Annotated in this window: 20 protein-coding genes and 2 tRNA genes; 9 read left to right on the top strand and 13 right to left on the bottom strand. The window is 54.1% G+C overall.

Going from position 1 to position 18,704, the window contains the following annotated elements; all coding sequences use genetic code 11:
- Positions 1–38: 38 nt before the first annotated feature.
- Together mdoH and mdoG are read right to left on the bottom strand one after the other, a co-directional pair.
- Entirely contained in the window at positions 39–2,567 is a 2,529-nt protein-coding gene (mdoH, locus tag DG357_RS08595) for a glucans biosynthesis glucosyltransferase MdoH (protein ID WP_041910533.1), read from the bottom strand.
- Positions 2,560–4,113, bottom strand: coding sequence for a glucans biosynthesis protein MdoG (gene mdoG, locus DG357_RS08590; RefSeq protein WP_028012685.1), 1,554 nt, complete (start codon positions 4,111–4,113; stop codon positions 2,560–2,562). The genes mdoH and mdoG overlap by 8 nt, the downstream gene beginning before the upstream one ends.
- 254 nt (positions 4,114–4,367) lie before the next feature.
- Here mdoG and mdoC point away from each other — a divergent pair, with 254 nt between their 5' ends.
- A complete protein-coding gene (mdoC, locus tag DG357_RS08580; protein WP_041910534.1) occupies positions 4,368–5,507 on the top strand; it encodes a glucans biosynthesis protein MdoC in 1,140 nt (379 codons plus the stop codon).
- Positions 5,508–5,542: 35 nt separating this feature from the next.
- Here the strand turns inward: mdoC and ymdB are convergent, their stop codons facing one another.
- The 5 genes from ymdB to csgB all read right to left on the bottom strand — a co-directional run bounded on the left by ymdB (position 5,543) and on the right by csgB (position 8,003).
- Positions 5,543–6,085 (bottom strand): O-acetyl-ADP-ribose deacetylase, encoded by a 543-nt coding sequence (gene ymdB, locus DG357_RS08575; RefSeq protein ID WP_028012683.1) that lies wholly within the window; start codon positions 6,083–6,085, stop codon positions 5,543–5,545.
- Between the two features lie 103 nt (positions 6,086–6,188).
- Complete coding sequence (locus DG357_RS08570) at positions 6,189–6,509, bottom strand: type 1 fimbrial protein (RefSeq protein ID WP_088204990.1); 321 nt, start codon at positions 6,507–6,509, stop codon at positions 6,189–6,191.
- Positions 6,510–6,659: 150 nt separating this feature from the next.
- Entirely contained in the window at positions 6,660–6,992 is a 333-nt protein-coding gene (gene csgC / locus DG357_RS08565; RefSeq protein WP_041910536.1) for a curli assembly chaperone CsgC, read from the bottom strand.
- 61 nt (positions 6,993–7,053) lie between these two features.
- Positions 7,054–7,506 carry a curli major subunit CsgA gene (gene csgA / locus DG357_RS08560; protein ID WP_047368274.1) on the bottom strand — a complete coding sequence of 151 codons (453 nt, stop codon included), beginning with the start codon at positions 7,504–7,506 and terminating at the stop codon, positions 7,054–7,056.
- A gap of 41 nt (positions 7,507–7,547) precedes the next feature.
- The gene (csgB, locus tag DG357_RS08555; protein WP_028012679.1) at positions 7,548–8,003 is read right to left on the bottom strand and encodes a curli minor subunit CsgB; all 456 of its coding nucleotides are present in this window, start codon (positions 8,001–8,003) and stop codon (positions 7,548–7,550) included.
- 754 nt (positions 8,004–8,757) lie between these two features.
- Here csgB and csgD point away from each other — a divergent pair.
- Genes csgD through csgG form a run of 4 tightly spaced genes read left to right on the top strand, consistent with a single transcriptional unit; the run spans position 8,758 to position 11,099 of the window.
- Positions 8,758–9,408 carry a biofilm master transcriptional regulator CsgD gene (gene csgD / locus DG357_RS08545; protein WP_028012677.1) on the top strand — a complete coding sequence of 217 codons (651 nt, stop codon included), beginning with the start codon at positions 8,758–8,760 and terminating at the stop codon, positions 9,406–9,408.
- Between the two features lie 4 nt (positions 9,409–9,412).
- On the top strand, positions 9,413–9,802 hold the full coding sequence (gene csgE, locus DG357_RS08540) for a curli production assembly/transport protein CsgE (RefSeq protein WP_028012676.1): 390 nt from the start codon (positions 9,413–9,415) through the stop codon (positions 9,800–9,802).
- 23 nt (positions 9,803–9,825) lie between these two features.
- Entirely contained in the window at positions 9,826–10,239 is a 414-nt protein-coding gene (csgF, locus tag DG357_RS08535) for a curli production assembly/transport protein CsgF (RefSeq protein WP_028012675.1), read from the top strand.
- 26 nt (positions 10,240–10,265) lie between these two features.
- On the top strand, positions 10,266–11,099 hold the full coding sequence (csgG, locus tag DG357_RS08530; protein WP_047368272.1) for a curli production assembly/transport protein CsgG: 834 nt from the start codon (positions 10,266–10,268) through the stop codon (positions 11,097–11,099).
- Between the two features lie 44 nt (positions 11,100–11,143).
- Here the strand turns inward: csgG and DG357_RS08525 are convergent, their stop codons facing one another.
- The 4 genes from DG357_RS08525 to ghrA form a co-directional block, all read right to left on the bottom strand.
- Positions 11,144–11,626, bottom strand: coding sequence for a DUF1097 domain-containing protein (locus DG357_RS08525; RefSeq protein WP_072201771.1), 483 nt, complete (start codon positions 11,624–11,626; stop codon positions 11,144–11,146).
- 96 nt (positions 11,627–11,722) lie between these two features.
- Complete coding sequence (locus DG357_RS08520) at positions 11,723–12,277, bottom strand: TorD/DmsD family molecular chaperone (protein ID WP_045630075.1); 555 nt, start codon at positions 12,275–12,277, stop codon at positions 11,723–11,725.
- 20 nt (positions 12,278–12,297) lie between these two features.
- Positions 12,298–13,035, bottom strand: coding sequence for a phosphatase (locus DG357_RS08515; protein ID WP_028012671.1), 738 nt, complete (start codon positions 13,033–13,035; stop codon positions 12,298–12,300).
- A gap of 84 nt (positions 13,036–13,119) precedes the next feature.
- A complete protein-coding gene (ghrA, locus tag DG357_RS08510; protein WP_028012670.1) occupies positions 13,120–14,058 on the bottom strand; it encodes a glyoxylate/hydroxypyruvate reductase GhrA in 939 nt (312 codons plus the stop codon).
- 232 nt (positions 14,059–14,290) lie between these two features.
- Between ghrA and DG357_RS08505 the strand changes: the two genes are divergently transcribed.
- Positions 14,291–14,378, top strand: a tRNA-Ser gene (locus DG357_RS08505).
- Positions 14,379–14,594: 216 nt separating this feature from the next.
- Here DG357_RS08505 and DG357_RS08500 read toward each other — a convergent pair.
- Positions 14,595–15,500 (bottom strand): LysR family transcriptional regulator, encoded by a 906-nt coding sequence (locus DG357_RS08500; RefSeq protein ID WP_088204988.1) that lies wholly within the window; start codon positions 15,498–15,500, stop codon positions 14,595–14,597.
- Positions 15,501–15,609: 109 nt separating this feature from the next.
- Between DG357_RS08500 and DG357_RS08495 the strand changes: the two genes are divergently transcribed.
- The 3 genes from DG357_RS08495 (at position 15,610) to DG357_RS08485 (ending at position 17,393) form a co-directional block, all read left to right on the top strand.
- A complete protein-coding gene (locus DG357_RS08495; RefSeq protein WP_048999532.1) occupies positions 15,610–16,470 on the top strand; it encodes a pirin family protein in 861 nt (286 codons plus the stop codon).
- 20 nt (positions 16,471–16,490) lie between these two features.
- Positions 16,491–17,168 carry an isochorismatase family protein gene (locus DG357_RS08490; RefSeq protein WP_025755865.1) on the top strand — a complete coding sequence of 226 codons (678 nt, stop codon included), beginning with the start codon at positions 16,491–16,493 and terminating at the stop codon, positions 17,166–17,168.
- Positions 17,169–17,305: 137 nt separating this feature from the next.
- Positions 17,306–17,393, top strand: a tRNA-Ser gene (locus DG357_RS08485).
- Positions 17,394–17,704: 311 nt separating this feature from the next.
- Here DG357_RS08485 and phoH read toward each other — a convergent pair.
- The gene (gene phoH, locus DG357_RS08480) at positions 17,705–18,493 is read right to left on the bottom strand and encodes a phosphate starvation-inducible protein PhoH (RefSeq protein ID WP_024908976.1); all 789 of its coding nucleotides are present in this window, start codon (positions 18,491–18,493) and stop codon (positions 17,705–17,707) included.
- Positions 18,494–18,704: the final 211 nt, after the last annotated feature.

Genomic DNA, 18,704 nt, shown 5'->3' with positions numbered 1-18,704 from the left:
GGCGGGTGGCGCTTTGCTTACCCGCCTTGCTTAACCGCTTACTTCGCCTTCAGCGCCAGCGGGTTCAGCTTCAGCTCTTTGTAGTAGTTCACCCACGAAGAGTACTTCTCCGGAGCGGACCATACGCGATAGTGGAGTCTTGCCATCGTGACCGGATCGCTCAGCAGCACCAGACGACGGTCGCGATTGAGTTTTTCCGGGGTCTCGTTAAGCGCCTGCTCAACGTGACGATCGCGGGCAATCTCCAGCACCTGGCTTGCGCGGTGGCGCGCGGTGGCCATTGCCGTCGCCAGAGCGTTGAATGACGGATTAAACACGGCGTGCATAAAGCCATCGTCCAGCGTGCGGTTACGGTTCTGCTCCAGATAGGTATCGGTATCCACCAGTACCTGCGGCGGAGAATACTCTTCCGGGATCAGGAACAGTTTCCAGCGTTTGGTACGCAGCCCTACCGTTGAACGGCTGGAGATCACGGACACAAACGGCGACAGGATCAGCGAGAAGACAATCGGCGCCAGCCAGAACAGGAAGCGCAGATCCAGCCAGGCCATCCCGGCCGCCCACACCAGGCCCAGCAGCAACTGAGAGCCGTGGCGCATGAAGGCTTCACTCCACGGCGTGGAGTCGTCATCACGCTGCGGTGAGTTCCAGACCACTTCCCAGCCCAGGAACGCGCTGACCACAAACACGGTGTGGAACAGCATACGCACCGGCGCAAGCAGCACGGAGAACAGCACTTCCAGCAGCAGCGAAAGGGTTACGCGGAAGAATCCGCCGTACTCTTTCGAGCCTTTGCACCAGATCAGGATGATACTGAGCAGCTTAGGCAGGAACAGCAGCACCATGGTGGAAGCAAAGAGCGCAATCGCCAGCTCCGGACGCCACTGCGGCCACACCGGGAACAGCTGGCGCGGTTGCAGGAAGTATTGCGGCTCCGTCAGGGCATGGACGACCTGCAGCGCAGTGGAGAGCGCGAGGAACATAAACCACAGCGGAGCAGAGAGATAAGACATCACGCCCGTCAGGAACACCGCACGGTGAACCGGGTGCATCCCTTTTACGAGGAACAGGCGGAAGTTCATCAGGTTACCGTGACACCAGCGGCGGTCGCGCTTGAGCTCGTCCAGCAGGTTCGGCGGCAGCTCTTCGTACGATCCCGGCAGGTCGTAGGCAATCCAGACGCCCCAGCCAGCACGACGCATCAGCGCCGCTTCCACGAAGTCATGCGACAGAATCGAACCGGCAAACGAACCCTCGCCCGGCAGCGGCGCCAGCGCACAGTGTTCGATGAACGGCTTCACGCGGATAATGGCGTTGTGGCCCCAGTAGTGCGACTCACCCAACTGCCAGAAGTGCAGACCTGCGGTAAACAGCGGGCCGTAAACACGGGTGGCGAACTGCTGGCAGCGCGCGTACAGGGTGTCCATGCCGGATGCTTTTGGCGAAGACTGAATGATCCCCGCATTCGGGTTGGCTTCCATCAGACGTACCAGACCGCTCAGGCAGTCACCGCTCATGACGGAGTCAGCATCCAGCACGACCATGTAGCTGTACTGGTTACCCCAGCGGCGGCAGAAGTCATCGATGTTGCCGCTTTTACGCTTCACGCGACGGCGGCGGCGGCGGTAGAAGATCTGCCCTTCGCCCTGCACTTCCGCAATCAGCTCCATCCAGGCTTTTTGCTCTGCCACGCAGATATCCGGGTTGTAACTGTCGCTCAGGATGTAAACGTCGAAATGCGCCGCATTACCGGTTGCCTTTACGGACTCCCAGGTTGCACGCAGCCCCGCAAATACGCGGTCAACGTCTTCGTTACAGATAGGCATAATCAGTGCGGTACGGTGCTCGGGATTGAGGGGTTCATCCCCGACCGTTGACGCCGAAATGCTGTACTTGTCCCGTCCCATCAGCAGCTGCAGGAAGCCCATCAGCGCGGTCCAGAAACCGGCCGAGACCCAGCAGAAGAGGACCGCGAACAGCAGGAGGATGCCGCTCTGCAGGATATACGGCAGCAGTTGCATGAAGGAGACCCAGAGATCCTGGCCCATCATGTCCGTCGGGTTGATAAACGCCCAGCCCTGGTAAGGCAGAATGGTTTTCATATACCAGGTCGCGACAACCGTCTGCGCCAGCGTCAGAAGCAGCAGGATATAACGGCGAATTGTCCCCACGGTACGCCATTTCTGTTCGGAGGCCTGCTCTTCTTTCGTCAGGCGCGACAGATAGCGCGGCGTGACGTCACGCCCGCGCAGGCGATCCCAGAAGCGGCCAACCGGGTTGGTGCGCCATGGATCGGGGAACATTGAGGAACGCGTCGCTTTCGGCATCGCCTGAAGCTGATCGCGTCCTTCGTCGTCTTTAATCAACTGCCCTTCTGCCAGCGAGTCCGGCCAGGCCTGCTCCAGACGCGCCTTGACTGACCCCAGCGGCGTATCATCATCACGGGAAAACTGACGATGTTCGCCATCCAGCGCGGTATGAACCGCGCGGATGTCGCTCTTAGGCAGCGCCGCTTTTTCGATATCCGTCAGCGGCATGGCATCAATATATTCAGATGTATTATTCATTGGCAGGTAGCTGGTAGCTCCAGGTTTCACTCAGCGGCTGATCTTCACTGACCAGCGCAGCACGCATTTCAGTGGTCTGTTTCGGATCTTTCACTTTCACGCGCAGGGTCAGACGCCAGCCTTTGGTTACCGGGTTGTAACGCACGGTGTTCTCTACGATTTCACCGTTGTCACCGATGCTGGCCTGGGCCGACACCGCAGTATCAGGAGACAGTTTCTTCATATCCTGGCCGGTGAAGTCCACGACAAACGCTACCGTACCGTCAGGCTGACGGATCAGGTTAGACTGCTTCACGTCACCCGTAGAGCGGCGAGTCTGCGTCACATACGCGTTATCCGGCGCATGCAGCTTATCTTCGTCGCGGCTGAAGGTAATGGTGTACTTGAAGTTCATCTCTTTACCGGCTTCCGGCAGCTGATCCGGCGTCCAGTATGCGACGATGTTGTCGTTGGTTTCGTCGTTGGTTGGAATTTCAACCAGCTCTACCTTGCCTTTACCCCAGTCGCCTTTCGGCGTAACCCAGGCGCTTGGACGCAGGTCATAGCGGTCGTCGAGATCTTCAAAGCGAGAGAACTGACGGCCACGTTGCAGCAGGCCAAAGCCCTGCGGGTTTTCCATCGCAAAGCTGCTGACCGCCAGATGTTTCGGGTTATTCAGCGGACGCCAGATCCACTCACCGTTACCGGCATGAATAGACAGACCGTTGGAGTCATGCAGTTCCGGACGGAAGTTGGTTGCCGGTGACGGCTGGTTCGGCCCAAACAGGAACATACTGGTCAGCGGAGCGACGCCCAGTTTGCCCACTTTGTCACGCAGGTAAACCTTAGACTGCACGTCAACGACCGTGTCACGACCTGGCATAATCACAAAGCGATAGGCACCGGTTGCGCGTGGGGAATCCAGCAGCGCATAAATAGTCAGACGTTTGTCCGTTGGTTTTGGACGCTCAATCCAGAACTCGCGGAAACGCGGGAACTCTTCACCTGATGGCAGCGCGGTATCAATAGCCAGACCGCGCGCAGAAAGCCCGTACACCTGCCCCGCGCCAATCACGCGGAAGTAGCTGGCGCCAAGCATGCTAACGATTTCGTCGTTTTTATCTTTGCTGTTGATCGGGTAAAGCACCTTGAAGCCTGCGAAGCCCAGGTCTTTCACCGTATCTTTGTCGTGCTGCACATTGCCAAAATTGAAGTAATCCGGGCTGTACTTGATCTTACGTACCGCGGTCGCCGTCACTTCATTGATGGCAACAGGCGTGTCGAAGTACATACCCTGATGATAAAATTCAAGCTTGAACGGGGTTTTAACGTTGTTCCAGTACGCTTTATCGTGGTTGAACTGGATCTGCTGATAGTCCGCATACTTCATGTCGCGGAAAACGGAGGGCAGGTTACTTTTCGGCGCTTCGTAGCTCTTGCCTGCCATCGATTTTGCCTGTTTTGCGACATCGTCGATGTTAAAGGCCAGTGCCGATGAGGTATACAGTGATAACACCACCGCAACACCCAACCAACGCATTTTCATCATCTGTGGTTTATGTTTCATAATAAGTAAGCACTTCCCCCTTTGTGTGCTTATATCGATCCGATCCATTTTAATGGAAACTCAGGCAATCCGACAACATAATCACTGCTTTGTTCAGCTGCTGGCTCATGGATTAAGCAAATGAAAGAACCCGTTATTCACTTTGCGTGCTTATCCTGGAGACAGTGTGTCGGTCTTGGTGTAGGGTTGGCGTCGAATGTAACCATTATGAGCCTTAGGGATAAGGCGAAAAGTCTGAGAATGCGCAACGTTATATGAGCACAACACCGATACAACGGGAATATTTCCTCGACTCGATCCGGGCATGGCTGATGCTATTGGGGATCCCCTTTCATATTTCACTGATTTACTCCAGCCACACGTGGCATGTTAATAGCCAGATGCCCTCCTGGTGGCTGACGCTGTTTAATGACTTTATTCACGCCTTCCGCATGCAGGTGTTTTTTGTCATCTCCGGCTATTTCTCGTACATGCTTTTTTTACGCTATCCGCTTAAGCGCTGGTGGAAAGTGCGCGTGGAGCGCGTAGGTATTCCCATGTTAACCGCCATACCGCTCCTGACGCTGCCGCAGTTCATTATGCTGCAATACGTTAAAGGCAAGGCGGAGAACTGGCCGAATCTCTCGCTGTATGAAAAGTACAACACGCTGGTCTGGGAGCTCGTGTCTCACCTCTGGTTCCTGCTGGTTCTGGTGGTGCTGACCACGGTCAGTCTGGTGATTTTCAGCCGCCTGCGCCGTCATCTCAGCACGACAGCAGACTCTTTCTTCGCTAACGTCACGCTGGGCAAACTGTCGGTGCTCTTTTTACTGCTGGGGATCGCCTATGCCGCGGTGCGACGCACGTTGTTTATCGTCTATCCACCAATACTGAGCGACGGCCTGTTCAATTTTGTGGTGATGCAGTCGCTGTTCTACATTCCGTTCTTTTTAATTGGCGCGCTGGCCTTTATTCATCCGAGGCTTAAAGCGCTGTTTACCACCCCGTCACCGTGGTGCGCGGTGGGTGCGGCCATCGCGTTTGCGGCCTACCTGCTGAACCAGCGCTACGGGAGCGGCGACGCCTGGATGTATGAAACGGAAAGCGTGATCACCATGCTGTTGGGCTTGTGGATGGTGAACGTAGTGTTCGCGCTCGGCCACCGTTTGCTGAACTTTAAGTCCAGCCGCGTGACCTACTTCGTCAATGCCTCACTGTTTATCTATCTGGTGCACCACCCGTTGACGCTGTTCTTCGGGGCATACATCACGCCGCATATCGCATCCAACACGCTGGGCTTCTTTACCGGGCTGGTGTTTGTGGTGGGGATTGCCGTCGTACTCTACGAGATCCATCTGCGGATCCCTCTTCTGCGCTTCCTGTTTTCAGGAAAACCTCAGCCGAAAGCCGCCTGAGCAGCGCGGCGCACTCACGGTGCGCCGCCTTCACTTCAGCTCTCCAGCTCTTGTCTGCGCTGAGTCAGAAGCCGCTGATAAAGATGCGTGGTGTCTTCATCGAAGCAGACAAAAATCACCTTCTCTGGCAGCGGTTTAAGCGACAAATAGCGGTAAACCGTTTCGACGGCGATGGTCGCCGCTGCCGCCTTAGGATATCCATACACGCCGGTGCTGATGGCCGGGAACGCCATCGTTTTATAGCCGTTGTCGGCGGCAAGCCGCAGACAGTTTCGGTATGCCTCCTCCAGAAGGCTCGCTTCATGCTGGTCTCCGCCGTGCCACACGGGCCCGACAGCATGAATCACCGCTTTAGCAGGAAGGTTGCCCGCCAGCGTAATCACCGCATGGCCCGGTGGGCATTCACCCTGTTGCTGACGCACGATTTTACAGGCTTCCAGTAACTGCGGTCCGGCAGCCCGGTGAATAGCGCCGTCTACGCCTCCTCCCCCCATCAGGGAAGGATTGGCCGCATTGACGATGACGTCGACATGAACTGTCGTAATATCGCCATGAATAACTTCAATTTGCGGTTTCATAAAGCCCCTCTGCTGCCCGCCTTTTTTATAAGTGTATCGCAGAGGGGTTATTGAGAAAAACGATAGGCATAAAACCGCGCCCGCCGACGGGCGCGCACGGGTATTAACGGTACTGGATCTGAACAACCGCGAGCGTTTTTTCAGGATTCAGGTACGTCATATTCACTGTCGCCAGGCCGGAAGCCGTCGCCTTGCCGTTCAGCGCGTCGCCGTAACTCACCATACGCGTTTGCATACGATTTTTTTCCGGACACGACACCGCCAGCTGCCGCTGCCGCTGGGTAACTTCGCAAGGGTCAGCAACGATTGCGCCGCGAAAGTGAATAACGCCGCCCTGCGCGAGCGTGGCCGAATAAGCTGGAGCGATAAATGCCGAAACAAGCAGGCCCAGACCTGAAATAAGATGTGCAAACGAGTGGGTCACGATATGTACTCCTCAATGAAAATCGTCCATGAGGGGCAAACGCGCTTCATTATGCAAACGAAGGCTGACGTTACGGAACCTAACAACGCAGTTCCTGATAACAGCTTAGTTCAACGGCAAATATTCACAATGCATTGATTTCATGAATATTTACAGCGCACCCCCGGCTGGCGACCACTGCTGTGATAAATGAAGCGCTTTTCCATCCGTGACGGTGACAACGATGTTGATCGTGTCTTCCGCAGAAATAGTTAAACTCAACCGCGTTAAATCAATCGGCTGATTAGCGGGAATAAAAAGGGTATTTTGCTGTCGCGAAGCACTTTGCCCACTCTGCCCTTCCTTCAAAGAGAGGATCTGAACCTGACAATCACACGGTTCCGTCAAAATGACCTGCGGAATAATGGTCGTCATATTTCCCTGCTGTGACGTTTGAAAGGTTATCTGGCCGGAAAGCGCGGCAAGGAGAATGAAGGTATTCATGAGGAACTCCCGAAAAAAAACAGGGCATCGGCCCTGTTTTTTTGTAGTACAGATTTCAGTATCAGTACTGATGCGCTGTCGCGTGGTTACCAAAGCCGATCTGGGTAACGTTGACGGTGGAGTTAGACGCCGTCTGGTCTACGAGCGCACCGTTAAGGCCGCCGTACTGGCTAACATTCATAACGGATTTTTTGCTGTTCCACTGATCGAGTGTCGCACTGTTGCCAAAGCCGTTCTGGGTCAGGTTGATTTTGCTGTCGTCAGAACCCTGACCGACATCAGCCCCGTTACCGCCACCGGTCTGGCTAATATTAAGAACGGAATTTCTGGCATCTGTCTGCAACGCCAGCGCGGAGTTACCGCCACCGTTCTGATAAATATTCAGGGTTGAATTTGGACCACTGTTTCCGCCATGACCGTGTCCATGACCCCATCCGCCCTGATTAATCATACCAGCCATAGCACTACCAGAAACGACGATTGCTGCAAGTGCTGCCACTTTGATAAATTTCATGGTAAACCCCCATCGGATTGATTAACGTCGTCGCGAAATAGCTAGCGCTGAATAACGCGAATTGCCATCTGCGACTGTTTCTGCACTACAACTGCGGTTTTCTGCGTACCGTACTGCGTAATATTTGCTCTATTACCCGACCCTTTCTGGATAATTTTCGCACTATTACCATATCCATCCTGCGTAATACCTGCATCGTTCCCGTTACCGCTCTGATCGATCCAGGCAATATTGTAAGTCCCTGATTGATCAACTCTCGCTCTGTTGCCTGCCCCATCCTGAGAAATGACGGACAAGAGTTTCGATCCTTCCTGGCGAAGCTGAGCGTCATTAAATACGCCCTGTTGACCAATAATGGCTGCCTGATTTAATGATGAATAACTTAATTCATTAACCGCAAAATTATATTCAGCGTTTGCTAAATCTGAATTCGCGGCGGTTACAAATCCAGGCGCACCCAGTAATGTAAACATCAAAAATAACGATGTGTTTTTCATGTTGTCACCCTGGACCCGGCTACCTGAAAACACCCTGATCGTATTTCGTATTAAACGACTCGTTTTTGTTAACGCGTCGTTACGGTGAAGAGTATGTCCGCTGAAACATTTTAAATATCTCACCCGCGTGGCTTATTTTTATTTTTCAGGTCACCACAAAGTTGTAATTTGCACCATAAAAGGCATGACACAGGCCGTTTTTATTTTTTATGAAATATTTATGCGCGACATGTTGTACAACGGCGAGAAAGCCGTCCATGCTCCTTCCCGCGTTGTTTAAGCGTAACGCCAGGATGACATTTTCTTCAGGGCGTGACACAAGGCGAGTTTTCTTAAGCCAGAAAAACCAGAACGGCATGACTTAGAAAGTATCAGTTACTCATACCTGGGTACAAACTAAATAAAATAATAAATACTTATAAATATTAACTAGTTAATTATATTTGTATGATTTTTAAAATCTATGCACTACTATTTCCATGTACAACTTTCATATCAAATAGCAACATTCAAAATCTGCAATTTTCACAAATTAATATTGATTTTTACATCCTGTTACATGATTAACACTTGCTTTAAAATTCGTAAAAGCTAGATTGAAATTAGATGTACGAAATTGGTTTTATATTTACCTCCCTGTGGAGGTTATGTTCTGATTCTACACACAGCAGTGCAACATCTGTCAGTACTTCTGGTGCCCTATTCTTTACAGAGAGGGCGGCTGTCAGGTGCCAAAAATAAGTGGGGTTTCATCATGTATAATGAAGTCCATAGTTTACATGGTCATACATTACTGTTGATCACAAAACCTTCTCTGCAAGCGACAGCTTTATTACAACATTTAAAGCAATCTCTATCACTGAACGGGAAATTGCATAATATTCAACGTTCTTTTGATGATATTGCGCCTGGCAGCATCATTCTGTTTGATATGATGGAAGCCGATAAAAAGCTTATCCATTACTGGCAAGATAACTTAAGCAGGAAAAACAATAATATCCGCGTGTTATTATTGAATACGCCTGATGAATATCCTTTCAGAGATATTGAAAGCTGGCCGCATATCAATGGCGTGTTCTACGTCACTGAAGAAGAGGTTCGGGTGGTAGATGGTCTGCAAGGCATATTGCGCGGCGAATGCTATTTCTCGCAAAAGCTGGCCAGCTACCTCATCACGCACTCCGGAAATTACCGCTATAACAGTTCGGAATCAGCGCTGCTCACCCACCGTGAGAAAGAGATCCTGAACAAATTACGCATTGGTGCTTCAAATATTGAAATCGCCCGTTCGTTATTTATCAGCGAAAATACGGTAAAGACGCACCTTTATAATCTTTTCAAGAAGATAGCTGTTAAAAACCGAACTCAGGCGGTTTCATGGGCAAACGATAACCTCAGGCGTTAATCACATGAAGCGCACGTTGAGTTGGATCGCCGCAGCGAGTCTCCTGCTCGCTGCAGGGAACCTGCAGGCCGTTGAGGTCGAAGTTCCCGGATTGTTAACTGACCACACTGTCTCATCGATCGGGCACAGTTTTTACCGGGCCTTCAGCGATAAATGGGACAGTCCCTACACGGGTAATTTAACAATCAACGAGCGGCCCAGTGCACGATGGGGAAGCTGGATAACCATAACGGCCAATCAGGACGTTATTTATCAAACGTTTTTATTCCCCTCGAAAACAGACTTCGAAAAAAACGTAGCCTTAGCACTGGCTCAAACTGAAGACGCTATTAATCGCCTGCAAATAGATAAAGCCCTATTAAGCACCAGCGATTTAGCAAAAGATGAGTTCTAGCGAACCGATATGCGGAGGCTGTCATGCGTATTGCATATGCAGTTGTTTCGATCATGCTTATTGCTCCCCTGAGCTGGGCCGGAAATATGACCTTCCAGTTCCGTAACCCTAACTTTGGCGGTAACCCTAACAACGGTGCCTTTCTGCTGAATCAAGCTCAGGCACAAAACTCCTATAAAGATCCGAGCTTTCAGGATTTTACCGTTGATACCCCTTCCGCACTGGATAACTTCACCCAGGCTATCCAGTCGCAGATTTTAGGGGGATTGCTGACCAACATTAATACCGGCAAACCCGGCCGAATGATGACCAACGACTTTATCGTCGACATCGCCAACAGGGACGGACAGCTCCAGTTGAATGTGACCGATCGTAAAACCGGAAAAACTTCCACCATAGAGGTTTCCGGCCTGCAAAATAATTCAACTGACTTTTAAACAATAGCTAAATAAGGACAACGACCATGCAGCGCTTCCTGATATTTGTTGCAGTGTGCTTATTGAGCGGTTGTTTAACTGCTCCGCCTAAAGAAGCTGCAAAACCCACATTAATGCCGCGGGCCCAGAGTTACCGTGATTTAACCCATTTGCCTTCACCTACGGGCAAGATATTTGTCTCGGTATACAACATTCAGGATGAAACCGGACAATTTAAGCCTTATCCGGCAAGTAACTTCTCCACCGCGGTGCCGCAAAGCGCCACCGCCATGCTGGTGACTGCACTTAAAGATTCGCACTGGTTTATTCCGCTGGAACGCCAGGGGCTTCAGAACCTGTTAAATGAACGAAAAATCATTCGTGCCGCGCAGGAGAATGGCACCGTTGCGGACAATAACCGGATGCCTCTGCAGTCTCTGGCCGCCGCAAACGTGATGATTGAAGGGTCGATTATCGGTTACGAGAGCAACGTGAAATCGGGTGGCGTGGGCGCGCGCTACTTCGGTATCGGCGCAGATACCCAGTACCAGCTCGACCAAATTGCGGTTAACCTGCGCGTCGTGAACGTCAGTACCGGTGAAGTGCTCTCTTCGGTCAACACCAGCAAAACGATATTGTCTTATGAAGTTCAGGCTGGGGTATTCCGCTTTATTGATTACCAGCGCCTGCTGGAGGGAGAAATTGGCTACACCTCTAACGAACCGGTCATGATGTGTCTGATGTCAGCCATTGAAACCGGCGTGATCTTCTTAATCAACGATGGTATCGATCGCGGGCTGTGGGATCTGCAAAACAAAGCGGAGGTGCAGAACCCGATCCTGGTGAAATACCGTGATATGTCGGTGCCTCCGGAATCCTGACGGGCAGCGCATAAAAAAGGCGAGATGATTATCTCGCCTTTTTTTTATTCACTCACCGCGGTGATGTTTTGCGTTTTTTCCCGTCGCGCCGCCAGCCAAAGACCGCTGTTCTTCATGGCGTAGCCAAACAGCAGCCCCAGCGCCAGGGAAGGAACCACCAGCTTCCAGTCCCCCTGCCCGGCAAAGGTTGCGCAGGCCCCCATAAAGGTTCCCGGCACAAACGACAGCAGCAGATGCTTCGCCTGGATACACATCAGGAAGGCGACGACACCCGTCATGACGTACCCCAGCATCTCCAGATGCGGCGCCAGCGCGCTGCCTTTCATGATGACCAGCGCCCAGATAACGCCGCTCATCAGCGTGCAGCCTGAGATAAAGAGCCCTTTCAGCCCGCCCTGAGGACAGGCGAAATAGGCCGTGCAACCCAGGAAGCCAGCCCAGCTTAACAGACCGAGAGACACCGCTACCCATCCCCAAATACCGGAGAGGATGCCCGTCGTGATTGCAATACAAAGTAATATGTTCATGGCGCGCATCTTAGCAGAAGCGCGCCATAGAAATGCGATCAGAAGCACATTATGTGCAAGTTGAAATGTATCGTTGCAGGATTTTTGTGATTTACATCACTCCTCGTTCTCTTCTTCCAGCTCATCCCACATTGCTGCAATGGCGTCACGCGTCAGCGGGGCCAGCGTTCGCCAGAACGGAGAGGTGGCATGAGCTTCCACTTTACCCAGGAAGGTCCCCACCCACGGCAGCAGATACGTTTCGAAAAGGATCCCGATGGCTTCATTTTCATCGTCGCCAGCGTTGTCTTCGATCCAGGACGCGGCCAGCAGCAGCGTACCGATATGATCGGCTGGGGTATCGCTCAGGGGCATCCCGCGTTCTGAAAGGAATGCCCGCACTTCCGCTTCGGTCGCGCCTTCCTGCCAGGCGGAACGATACGGCGACACGCGGCACTCTTCGCCCACGAACAGAGCATTGTAGTCCGTTGAGATCTGCTGCATATCGCAGCTTTTCTGCAGGCGCTCCAGTAACTCATCCTGTTCCAGCGGCCAGTTCTGCGCCAGTTTACCTTCTCGAATCAGCGTAAACAGCGGCACCAGCAGCGGGTCCTGCGGCTGGCGGTAATACAGGGAGCCCAGCACGCGGCAAAGGATGGAAAATTCATTCATTGTTTTATTCCGTTATTCAATTAAAGATCGGCAAATTCATCAATCGGCGCCATGCCGCGCGACTCGAGGAAATCAAGCATACGACGCGGCGTGACGTTCAGGATGCGCTCTTCCGGGAAATCCACATCCTGCAATATTTTCAGGCACTCGCTAAAATCCCCCAGCGTGAAGGCCGTGTGCGAATCAGAGCCCAGCGCCACCATGCCACCCGCATCACGCACGGCGGCAGCCACTTCGCGACAGTTGGCTTCACTGCCTTTACGCGAGTGCACGAACGAGGAGTTATTAATCTCCAGCGCCACGCGGTGTTTCGCCGCGGCCTGCGCCACGGCCTGAATATCAATCGGGTATTTCGGATTGCCCGGATGGCTGATGATGTGCACATTGCCGCTGGCAATAGTGGCAATCATCGCCGCGGTATTGGTCTCTTTATCCTGCGGCGGGAAAACCGGCTCATGGAAGCCGGCAAGGATCAGATCTAAGGAGGTCAGCATCGGGCCGGTACAGTCAATTTCACCGTCGGTGTTTTTGATGTTCGCCTCAATGCCGCGCAGTATCCCAATGCCGTCCACCAGACGTGGCCAGATACGCATATTCACAAAATGCCAGTAGTGCGGCGCATCCGCCATATCCGGGCCGTGATCGGTTATCGCGAACAGCTTGATGCCCTTAAGCTTCGCCTGGGCGATATAATCATGGAGGTTGCTATACGCGTGGGTGCTGGCGACGGTGTGCATATGCAGGTCAACGGGATACATCTTTCTCTCCTCTGCGTTTTTTCCAAAGGATAGCAGTTATCAGCGGCGAATATTAGCAAAAACCCGGCGAACGCCGGGTTTCTCTCAGTAGCCGCGCTGTCGGTCGACCTGTCCGGTGACCGGGTTACCCTTCTCTATTTCACCGATCGTGTGCGAGATATAGGCCACCGCCTCGGCAGGTCGCGTCACGGCGGCAACGTGCGGAGTCATTGCCACGCGCGGGTGTCGCCACAGCGGGCTTTCCTCCGGCAGCGGCTCACGGCTGTAGACATCCAGCATGGCGCCTTTAAGCTTCCCGCTATCCAGCGCCTTCAGCAGATCCGGCTCGACCAGATGCACGCCGCGCGCCAGGTTCATCAGGTAGCTCTGGTCGTCCAGTTGGTTGAGCAGGCCTTCATTGATAATCCCCACCGTTTCCGCCGTATTGGGCAGCAGGTTAATCAGCACACGCGTGCCGTTCAGGAAGGCCGGAAGCTCATCCGTTCCGGCAAAGCTCTCAACGCCCGGATAGTCTTTACGGCTGCGGCTCCAGCAGCGCAGCGGGAAGCCCCACGGCGCGAGCGCTTCAGCCACTTTCGAACCCAGCACGCCTGCGCCGAGGATACCAACGGTAAACGCTTCGCGCGGATATTCAGGCAGCGGCTCCCAGCGGGATTGCTGCTTAAGCGCCTGATAGTCATCAAAGCGGCGGAACCAGTGCAGCACCTGGCTGACGGCATATTCCTGCATTTGCTGGCCCATACCGGTATCTTCCAGGCGGAACAGAGGAATATCTTCCGGCAGCATTTCAGGGTGTGCTTTCAGCTTGCTCAGAATGGAATCCACGCCGGCTCCAAGCGCAAACACGGCCTTCAGCTTACGGCCCTGGAGCATTTCTACCGGCGGATGCCAGACCAGCGCGTAGTCAGCATGTTCGTTATCGCCCCGCTTCCACTCACGAACGCGAGCGCCCGGCAGTGCCGCAGAAAGTGCCTTAATCCAGTAAGCCGTATCAAAAGTGGGGTGATAGAAGAGTATATCCATAGTCAATCCTGCCTTTTATTGCGCTGATTTATTTTGCTTTTTAACTGGACGGTCAGCATAGCAAATTTATTGCGTGATCGTGTTGTTGATAAAAAAGACGCTTTCAGCACATTTAAGAATCATGTTGCCTGAAGTTTGTCTAAACGCGCTAAATTACTGAAAAAGTGGGTTGACGGCAGTTCGGCTTTTCCTTACATTAGCGCCCGTCCCAGCAACAACGGGATGACAATATGGTGAGGTGTCCGAGTGGCTGAAGGAGCACGCCTGGAAAGTGTGTATACGGCAACGTATCGGGGGTTCGAATCCCCCCCTCACCGCCATATTCAAGATGAGAGCTCGTACGAAAGTCTGTGGGGGGATGAGAACCCCCGACCGGGGCTCGACAACTGGCGCAGCCAGTTGGACAGACTGAGAGCGAAGCGAACAGGCTGCCCGCAGGGCGAGCGAAGCGAGTCAATCCCCCCCGGTGCTATATTCAGCTCGGTGCAGCCTGAGCGCCTCACCCTAACCCTCTCCCCAAAGCGGCGAGGGGATCGTTACTCCTCCACCATCCGCGCATACTCTTCAGTAAGAAAATCCACCAGCGTTCTGACGGACGGCAGCAAACCTCGCCTGGAAGGATAAACAGCGTGAATCACTTCCCGTCGGGGTTCCCATGCATCCAGCACCCTTACCAGTTCCCCGGATGCCAGCTGATCCTTGACCATCAAAATCGGCAGCTGCACCACGCCCACCCCCGCCATCGCCGCTTCACGCAGCGCCAGCATGTCGGTGGTAATAAAGCGCGGCGTGTAATGAATCGCGGCTTTCGCTCCTTCCGGCCCGCTCAGTTCCCATCTGTGCAGCTGCTTTCCCACCCCCATGCTCAAACCCGGCCACTCGCTCAGCTCAGAGGGCACGGCAGGGTGACCCATCCGCGCAATCAGCGCAGGGCTCGCCACCAGGCAGTGTCCCCTGTCTGCCAGCACTCTTAACACCAGGTCGCTGTCATCAAACGGACGTGGACGAACGCGGATCGCCACGTCGATGCCCTCACCCACCAGATCAACCCGTCGGTTGGTGGCCTCAAGCTGAAGATTGATCCCCGGATAGCGCGCCATAAACCGCGCCAGCATGGGCCCCACGTGCACGTGCAGCAAGGTGACCGGACAGGTGATCCTGACCACGCCGCGTGGCTCGGCCTGCAACGCCGCCACCGCCTCTTCCGCAGCTTCGGCCTCTACCAGCATGGCTTTACAGTGCTGATAGAACGTCAGCCCCACTTCCGTCACCGTAAACTGCCGGGTGGTGCGCTGGATCAACCGCACGCCAAGGCGCTCTTCCAGCAGGGCAATCCGGCGGCTCAGTTTTGACTTGGGCTGATCGAGCGCCCGACCCGCCGCCGCAAATCCACCATGGTCCACCACCTTCACAAACCACGCGAAATCATTGAGATCCTGCATACGCCCTCATCGTTCCATATTCAGAACAGTGAATGTCATTTTCACTATCTACCGGGATATTAACCCTGAATATAAGCTAATTACATCAACAGAACATCAGGAGTTCATCATGAAAAACGTAACAGGCGTTTATACCGCACCTCGTCCGCACTGGGTCGGTGACGGTTTCCCGGTTCGTTCAATGTTTTCTTACCAGACGCACGGCGAGCCGCTGAGCCCGTTTCTGCTGCTGGACTATGCCGGACCGTACACCTTCCCGGCGGACGGCGCGAAACGCGGCGTGGGCGAGCATCCTCATCGCGGCTTTGAAACGGTGACCATCGTTTACGCCGGCGAAGTGGAGCATCGCGACTCCACCGGCAGAGGCGGCATTATTGGCCCCGGCGACGTGCAGTGGATGACGGCGGGCGCAGGCATCCTGCACGAGGAGTTCCACTCCAGCGCCTTCGCGCAGAAAGGCGGTGAACTAAAAATGATGCAGCTGTGGGTCAACCTGCCCGCCAAAGACAAAATGGCGACGCCCGGCTACCAGAGCATCACCAAAGCGGATATCCCGGTGGTCACGCTGCCGGATAACAGCGGCACGCTGCGGGTCATCGCCGGTCGCCTTGAGGACGTGACGGGCCCGGCCCATACCTTCTCACCGCTGAACGTCTGGGACATCGCGCTTAACCAGGGCAGCCATCTGACGCTCAACCAGCCCGAAGGCTGGAGCACGGCGCTGGTGGTACTTGAGGGCAGCGTAACGGTGAACGGCACCACGCCAGCGGGTGAAGCGCAGCTGGTTGTGCTAAGTCAGAGCGGTGAAAAGCTGCATCTGGAAGCGAACAGCGACGCGAAATTGCTGCTGATGGCCGGTGAGCCGCTGAATGAACCGATTGTGGGCTACGGCCCGTTTGTGATGAACAGTAAAACCGAGATCGCGGAAGCCATCCGTGATTTCAACTCCGGCCGCTTTGGCCAGATCTGAACGTAATTAAGGAGCGCAATATGTCTACCCCTGCAAACTTCAACGGTGCACGTCCCGTCATTGACGTAAATGATGCCGTCATGCTGCTTATCGACCACCAGAGCGGTCTGTTCCAGACCGTCGGCGACATGCCCATGCCGGAGCTGCGCGCCCGTGCGGCGGCGCTGGCAAAGATCGCCACGCTGGCGAAGATCCCGGTGATCACCACCGCCTCCGTTCCACAGGGACCGAACGGCCCGCTTATCCCGGAGATCCACGCCAACGCGCCGCATGCGCAGTATGTGGCCCGCAAAGGTGAGATCAACGCCTGGGATAACCCGGAATTCGTGGCGGCGGTAAAAGCTACCGGTCGCAAGACGTTAATTATTGCAGGCACGATCACCAGCGTCTGCATGGCCTTCCCGTCCATCAGCGCGGTGGCGGACGGATATAAAGTGTTTGCGGTGATTGATGCCTCCGGCACCTACAGCAAAATGGCGCAGGAGATCACCCTGGCCCGCGTGGTCCAGGCAGGCGTGGTGCCGATGGATACCGCCGCTGTGGCCTCTGAGATCCAGCGAACCTGGAACCGTGAAGATGCGGCTGAATGGGCTGAGGTATACACCCACATCTTCCCGGCCTACCAGCTGCTGATCGAAAGCTACGGCAAAGCGCAGGAGGTGGTGAAAAACAGCGAAGTGCTCGATTCGCAGCGTTAATCCTGCGCTGTGCGACATAAGCTGATTAAGGCTTAACCGAACAAGCACGAATGCAGAAAATCTGCTTGACCGCTTTCGCGCAACTCCCTATAGTAGCGCCCCGTTGCCCCCCAAGCGGTCAGGCAGCAAAACAATATGGTGAGGTGTCCGAGTGGCTGAAGGAGCACGCCTGGAAAGTGTGTATACGGCAACGTATCGGGGGTTCGAATCCCCCCCTCACCGCCATATTTTAAGAAGAGCTCGCATGAAAATGCGGGCTTTTTTTTTGCGGGGGATGAGAACCCCCGACCGGGGTTCGACAACTGGCGCAGCCAGTTGGACAGACTGTGAGCAAAGCGAACAGGCTGCCCGCAGGGCGAGCGAAGCGAGTCAATCCCCCCCCTTACCGCCATATTTGAGATGAGAGCTCGTACGAAAGTACGGGCTTTTTTCTTTTGGATCGCACCTGGGGATTCGAACCTTGAGACTCCCTGCGCTCTTTATGCCTGCACATAAAACAAAGCCCGGTTTCCCGGGCCTTGAACGCAACAGCACACTCAGTAATACGCTTGCAGCGTCCGTTGACAGAGCGCCGAACGCACGCAGTCCTCTTTGGTGAAGCGTACCACCCCAATCATCTCATCTTCCTCAAAACGTGACATGGCGTCGCTGAGGCCGGACTTCACGCCCGACGGCAGGTCACACTGGGTAATATCGCCGTTAACGATAACCGTCACGTTCTCCCCGAGGCGCGTTAAAAACATCTTCATTTGCGCAGCGGTCACGTTCTGAGCCTCGTCGAGAATAACGACCGCATTTTCAAATGTACGTCCGCGCATATAGGCGAACGGCGCGATTTCCACCTTGCCAATCTCTGGTCGCAGGCAGTACTGCATAAAGGATGCACCCAGTCGCTTCACCAGCACGTCATAGACGGGCCTGAAGTACGGAGCAAACTTCTCCGAAATATCGCCGGGCAGGAAGCCGAGATCTTCATCAGCTTGCAGTACAGGACGGGTAACAATAATGCGCTCCACGTCCTTATGGATCAGCGCTTCCGCTGCTTTGGCTGCACTGATCCAGGTTTTCCCGCATCCGGCTTCACCGGTTGCAAAGATGAGCTGTTTACTCTCGATAGCATTCAGGTAGTGCGCCTGAGCCTCATTGCGCGCCACAATTGGAGAATTATCACGGCTGTCTCTGGCCATGCCAATTGCTTCTACGCCACTCATCTGCACAAGCGAGGTGACCGATTCTTCTTCACGCTGTTTATGGCTACGTGAGTCCCGTCTCAGCACACGTTTTGCTTCGCGACGAGCTTTGATCACTGCTTTTTGTCTTCCCATGGATAGCACCTTGAGTTGTTGGTATTCATCACACGCGCCAGCTTCGGCACGATTATGCGCACGAACATCAGAGGGTTGGCTTCCTTGTAAGCCATTGCTTGCTTTATCAGATGACGATACAGAGCGGCTACGCGCACCGGTCTGCACGTCGGTCGAATCAGATTCTTGAGGTGTGGGGGAGAATTTAGTGGTGAGGAAATCGCTGCCGGAG

It is taken from the genome of Enterobacter bugandensis (assembly GCF_900324475.1).
Classification (GTDB): domain Bacteria; phylum Pseudomonadota; class Gammaproteobacteria; order Enterobacterales; family Enterobacteriaceae; genus Enterobacter; species Enterobacter bugandensis.
The sequence above is the reverse complement of the archived record's forward strand: the minus strand, read 5'-3'. Positions and strand labels throughout refer to the sequence as shown.

Coding starts and splice junctions, on each gene's coding strand:
- DG357_RS08520 (WP_045630075.1), bottom strand. CDS start 12,277: ATGAATGAATTTTCCATCCTTTGCCGCGTGCTGGGCTCCCTGTATTAC.
- DG357_RS08525 (WP_072201771.1), bottom strand. CDS start 11,626: ATGAACATATTACTTTGTATTGCAATCACGACGGGCATCCTCTCCGGT.
- mdoH (WP_041910533.1), bottom strand. CDS start 2,567: ATGAATAATACATCTGAATATATTGATGCCATGCCGCTGACGGATATC.
- csgC (WP_041910536.1), bottom strand. CDS start 6,992: ATGAATACCTTCATTCTCCTTGCCGCGCTTTCCGGCCAGATAACCTTT.
- mdoG (WP_028012685.1), bottom strand. CDS start 4,113: ATGAAACATAAACCACAGATGATGAAAATGCGTTGGTTGGGTGTTGCG.
- csgA (WP_047368274.1), bottom strand. CDS start 7,506: ATGAAATTTATCAAAGTGGCAGCACTTGCAGCAATCGTCGTTTCTGGT.
- DG357_RS08515 (WP_028012671.1), bottom strand. CDS start 13,035: ATGTATCCCGTTGACCTGCATATGCACACCGTCGCCAGCACCCACGCG.
- csgG (WP_047368272.1), top strand. CDS start 10,266: ATGCAGCGCTTCCTGATATTTGTTGCAGTGTGCTTATTGAGCGGTTGT.
- csgB (WP_028012679.1), bottom strand. CDS start 8,003: ATGAAAAACACATCGTTATTTTTGATGTTTACATTACTGGGTGCGCCT.
- mdoC (WP_041910534.1), top strand. CDS start 4,368: ATGAGCACAACACCGATACAACGGGAATATTTCCTCGACTCGATCCGG.
- csgF (WP_028012675.1), top strand. CDS start 9,826: ATGCGTATTGCATATGCAGTTGTTTCGATCATGCTTATTGCTCCCCTG.
- DG357_RS08500 (WP_088204988.1), bottom strand. CDS start 15,500: ATGCAGGATCTCAATGATTTCGCGTGGTTTGTGAAGGTGGTGGACCAT.
- DG357_RS08490 (WP_025755865.1), top strand. CDS start 16,491: ATGTCTACCCCTGCAAACTTCAACGGTGCACGTCCCGTCATTGACGTA.
- ghrA (WP_028012670.1), bottom strand. CDS start 14,058: ATGGATATACTCTTCTATCACCCCACTTTTGATACGGCTTACTGGATT.
- csgD (WP_028012677.1), top strand. CDS start 8,758: ATGTATAATGAAGTCCATAGTTTACATGGTCATACATTACTGTTGATC.
- phoH (WP_024908976.1), bottom strand. CDS start 18,493: ATGGGAAGACAAAAAGCAGTGATCAAAGCTCGTCGCGAAGCAAAACGT.
- csgE (WP_028012676.1), top strand. CDS start 9,413: ATGAAGCGCACGTTGAGTTGGATCGCCGCAGCGAGTCTCCTGCTCGCT.
- DG357_RS08495 (WP_048999532.1), top strand. CDS start 15,610: ATGAAAAACGTAACAGGCGTTTATACCGCACCTCGTCCGCACTGGGTC.
- ymdB (WP_028012683.1), bottom strand. CDS start 6,085: ATGAAACCGCAAATTGAAGTTATTCATGGCGATATTACGACAGTTCAT.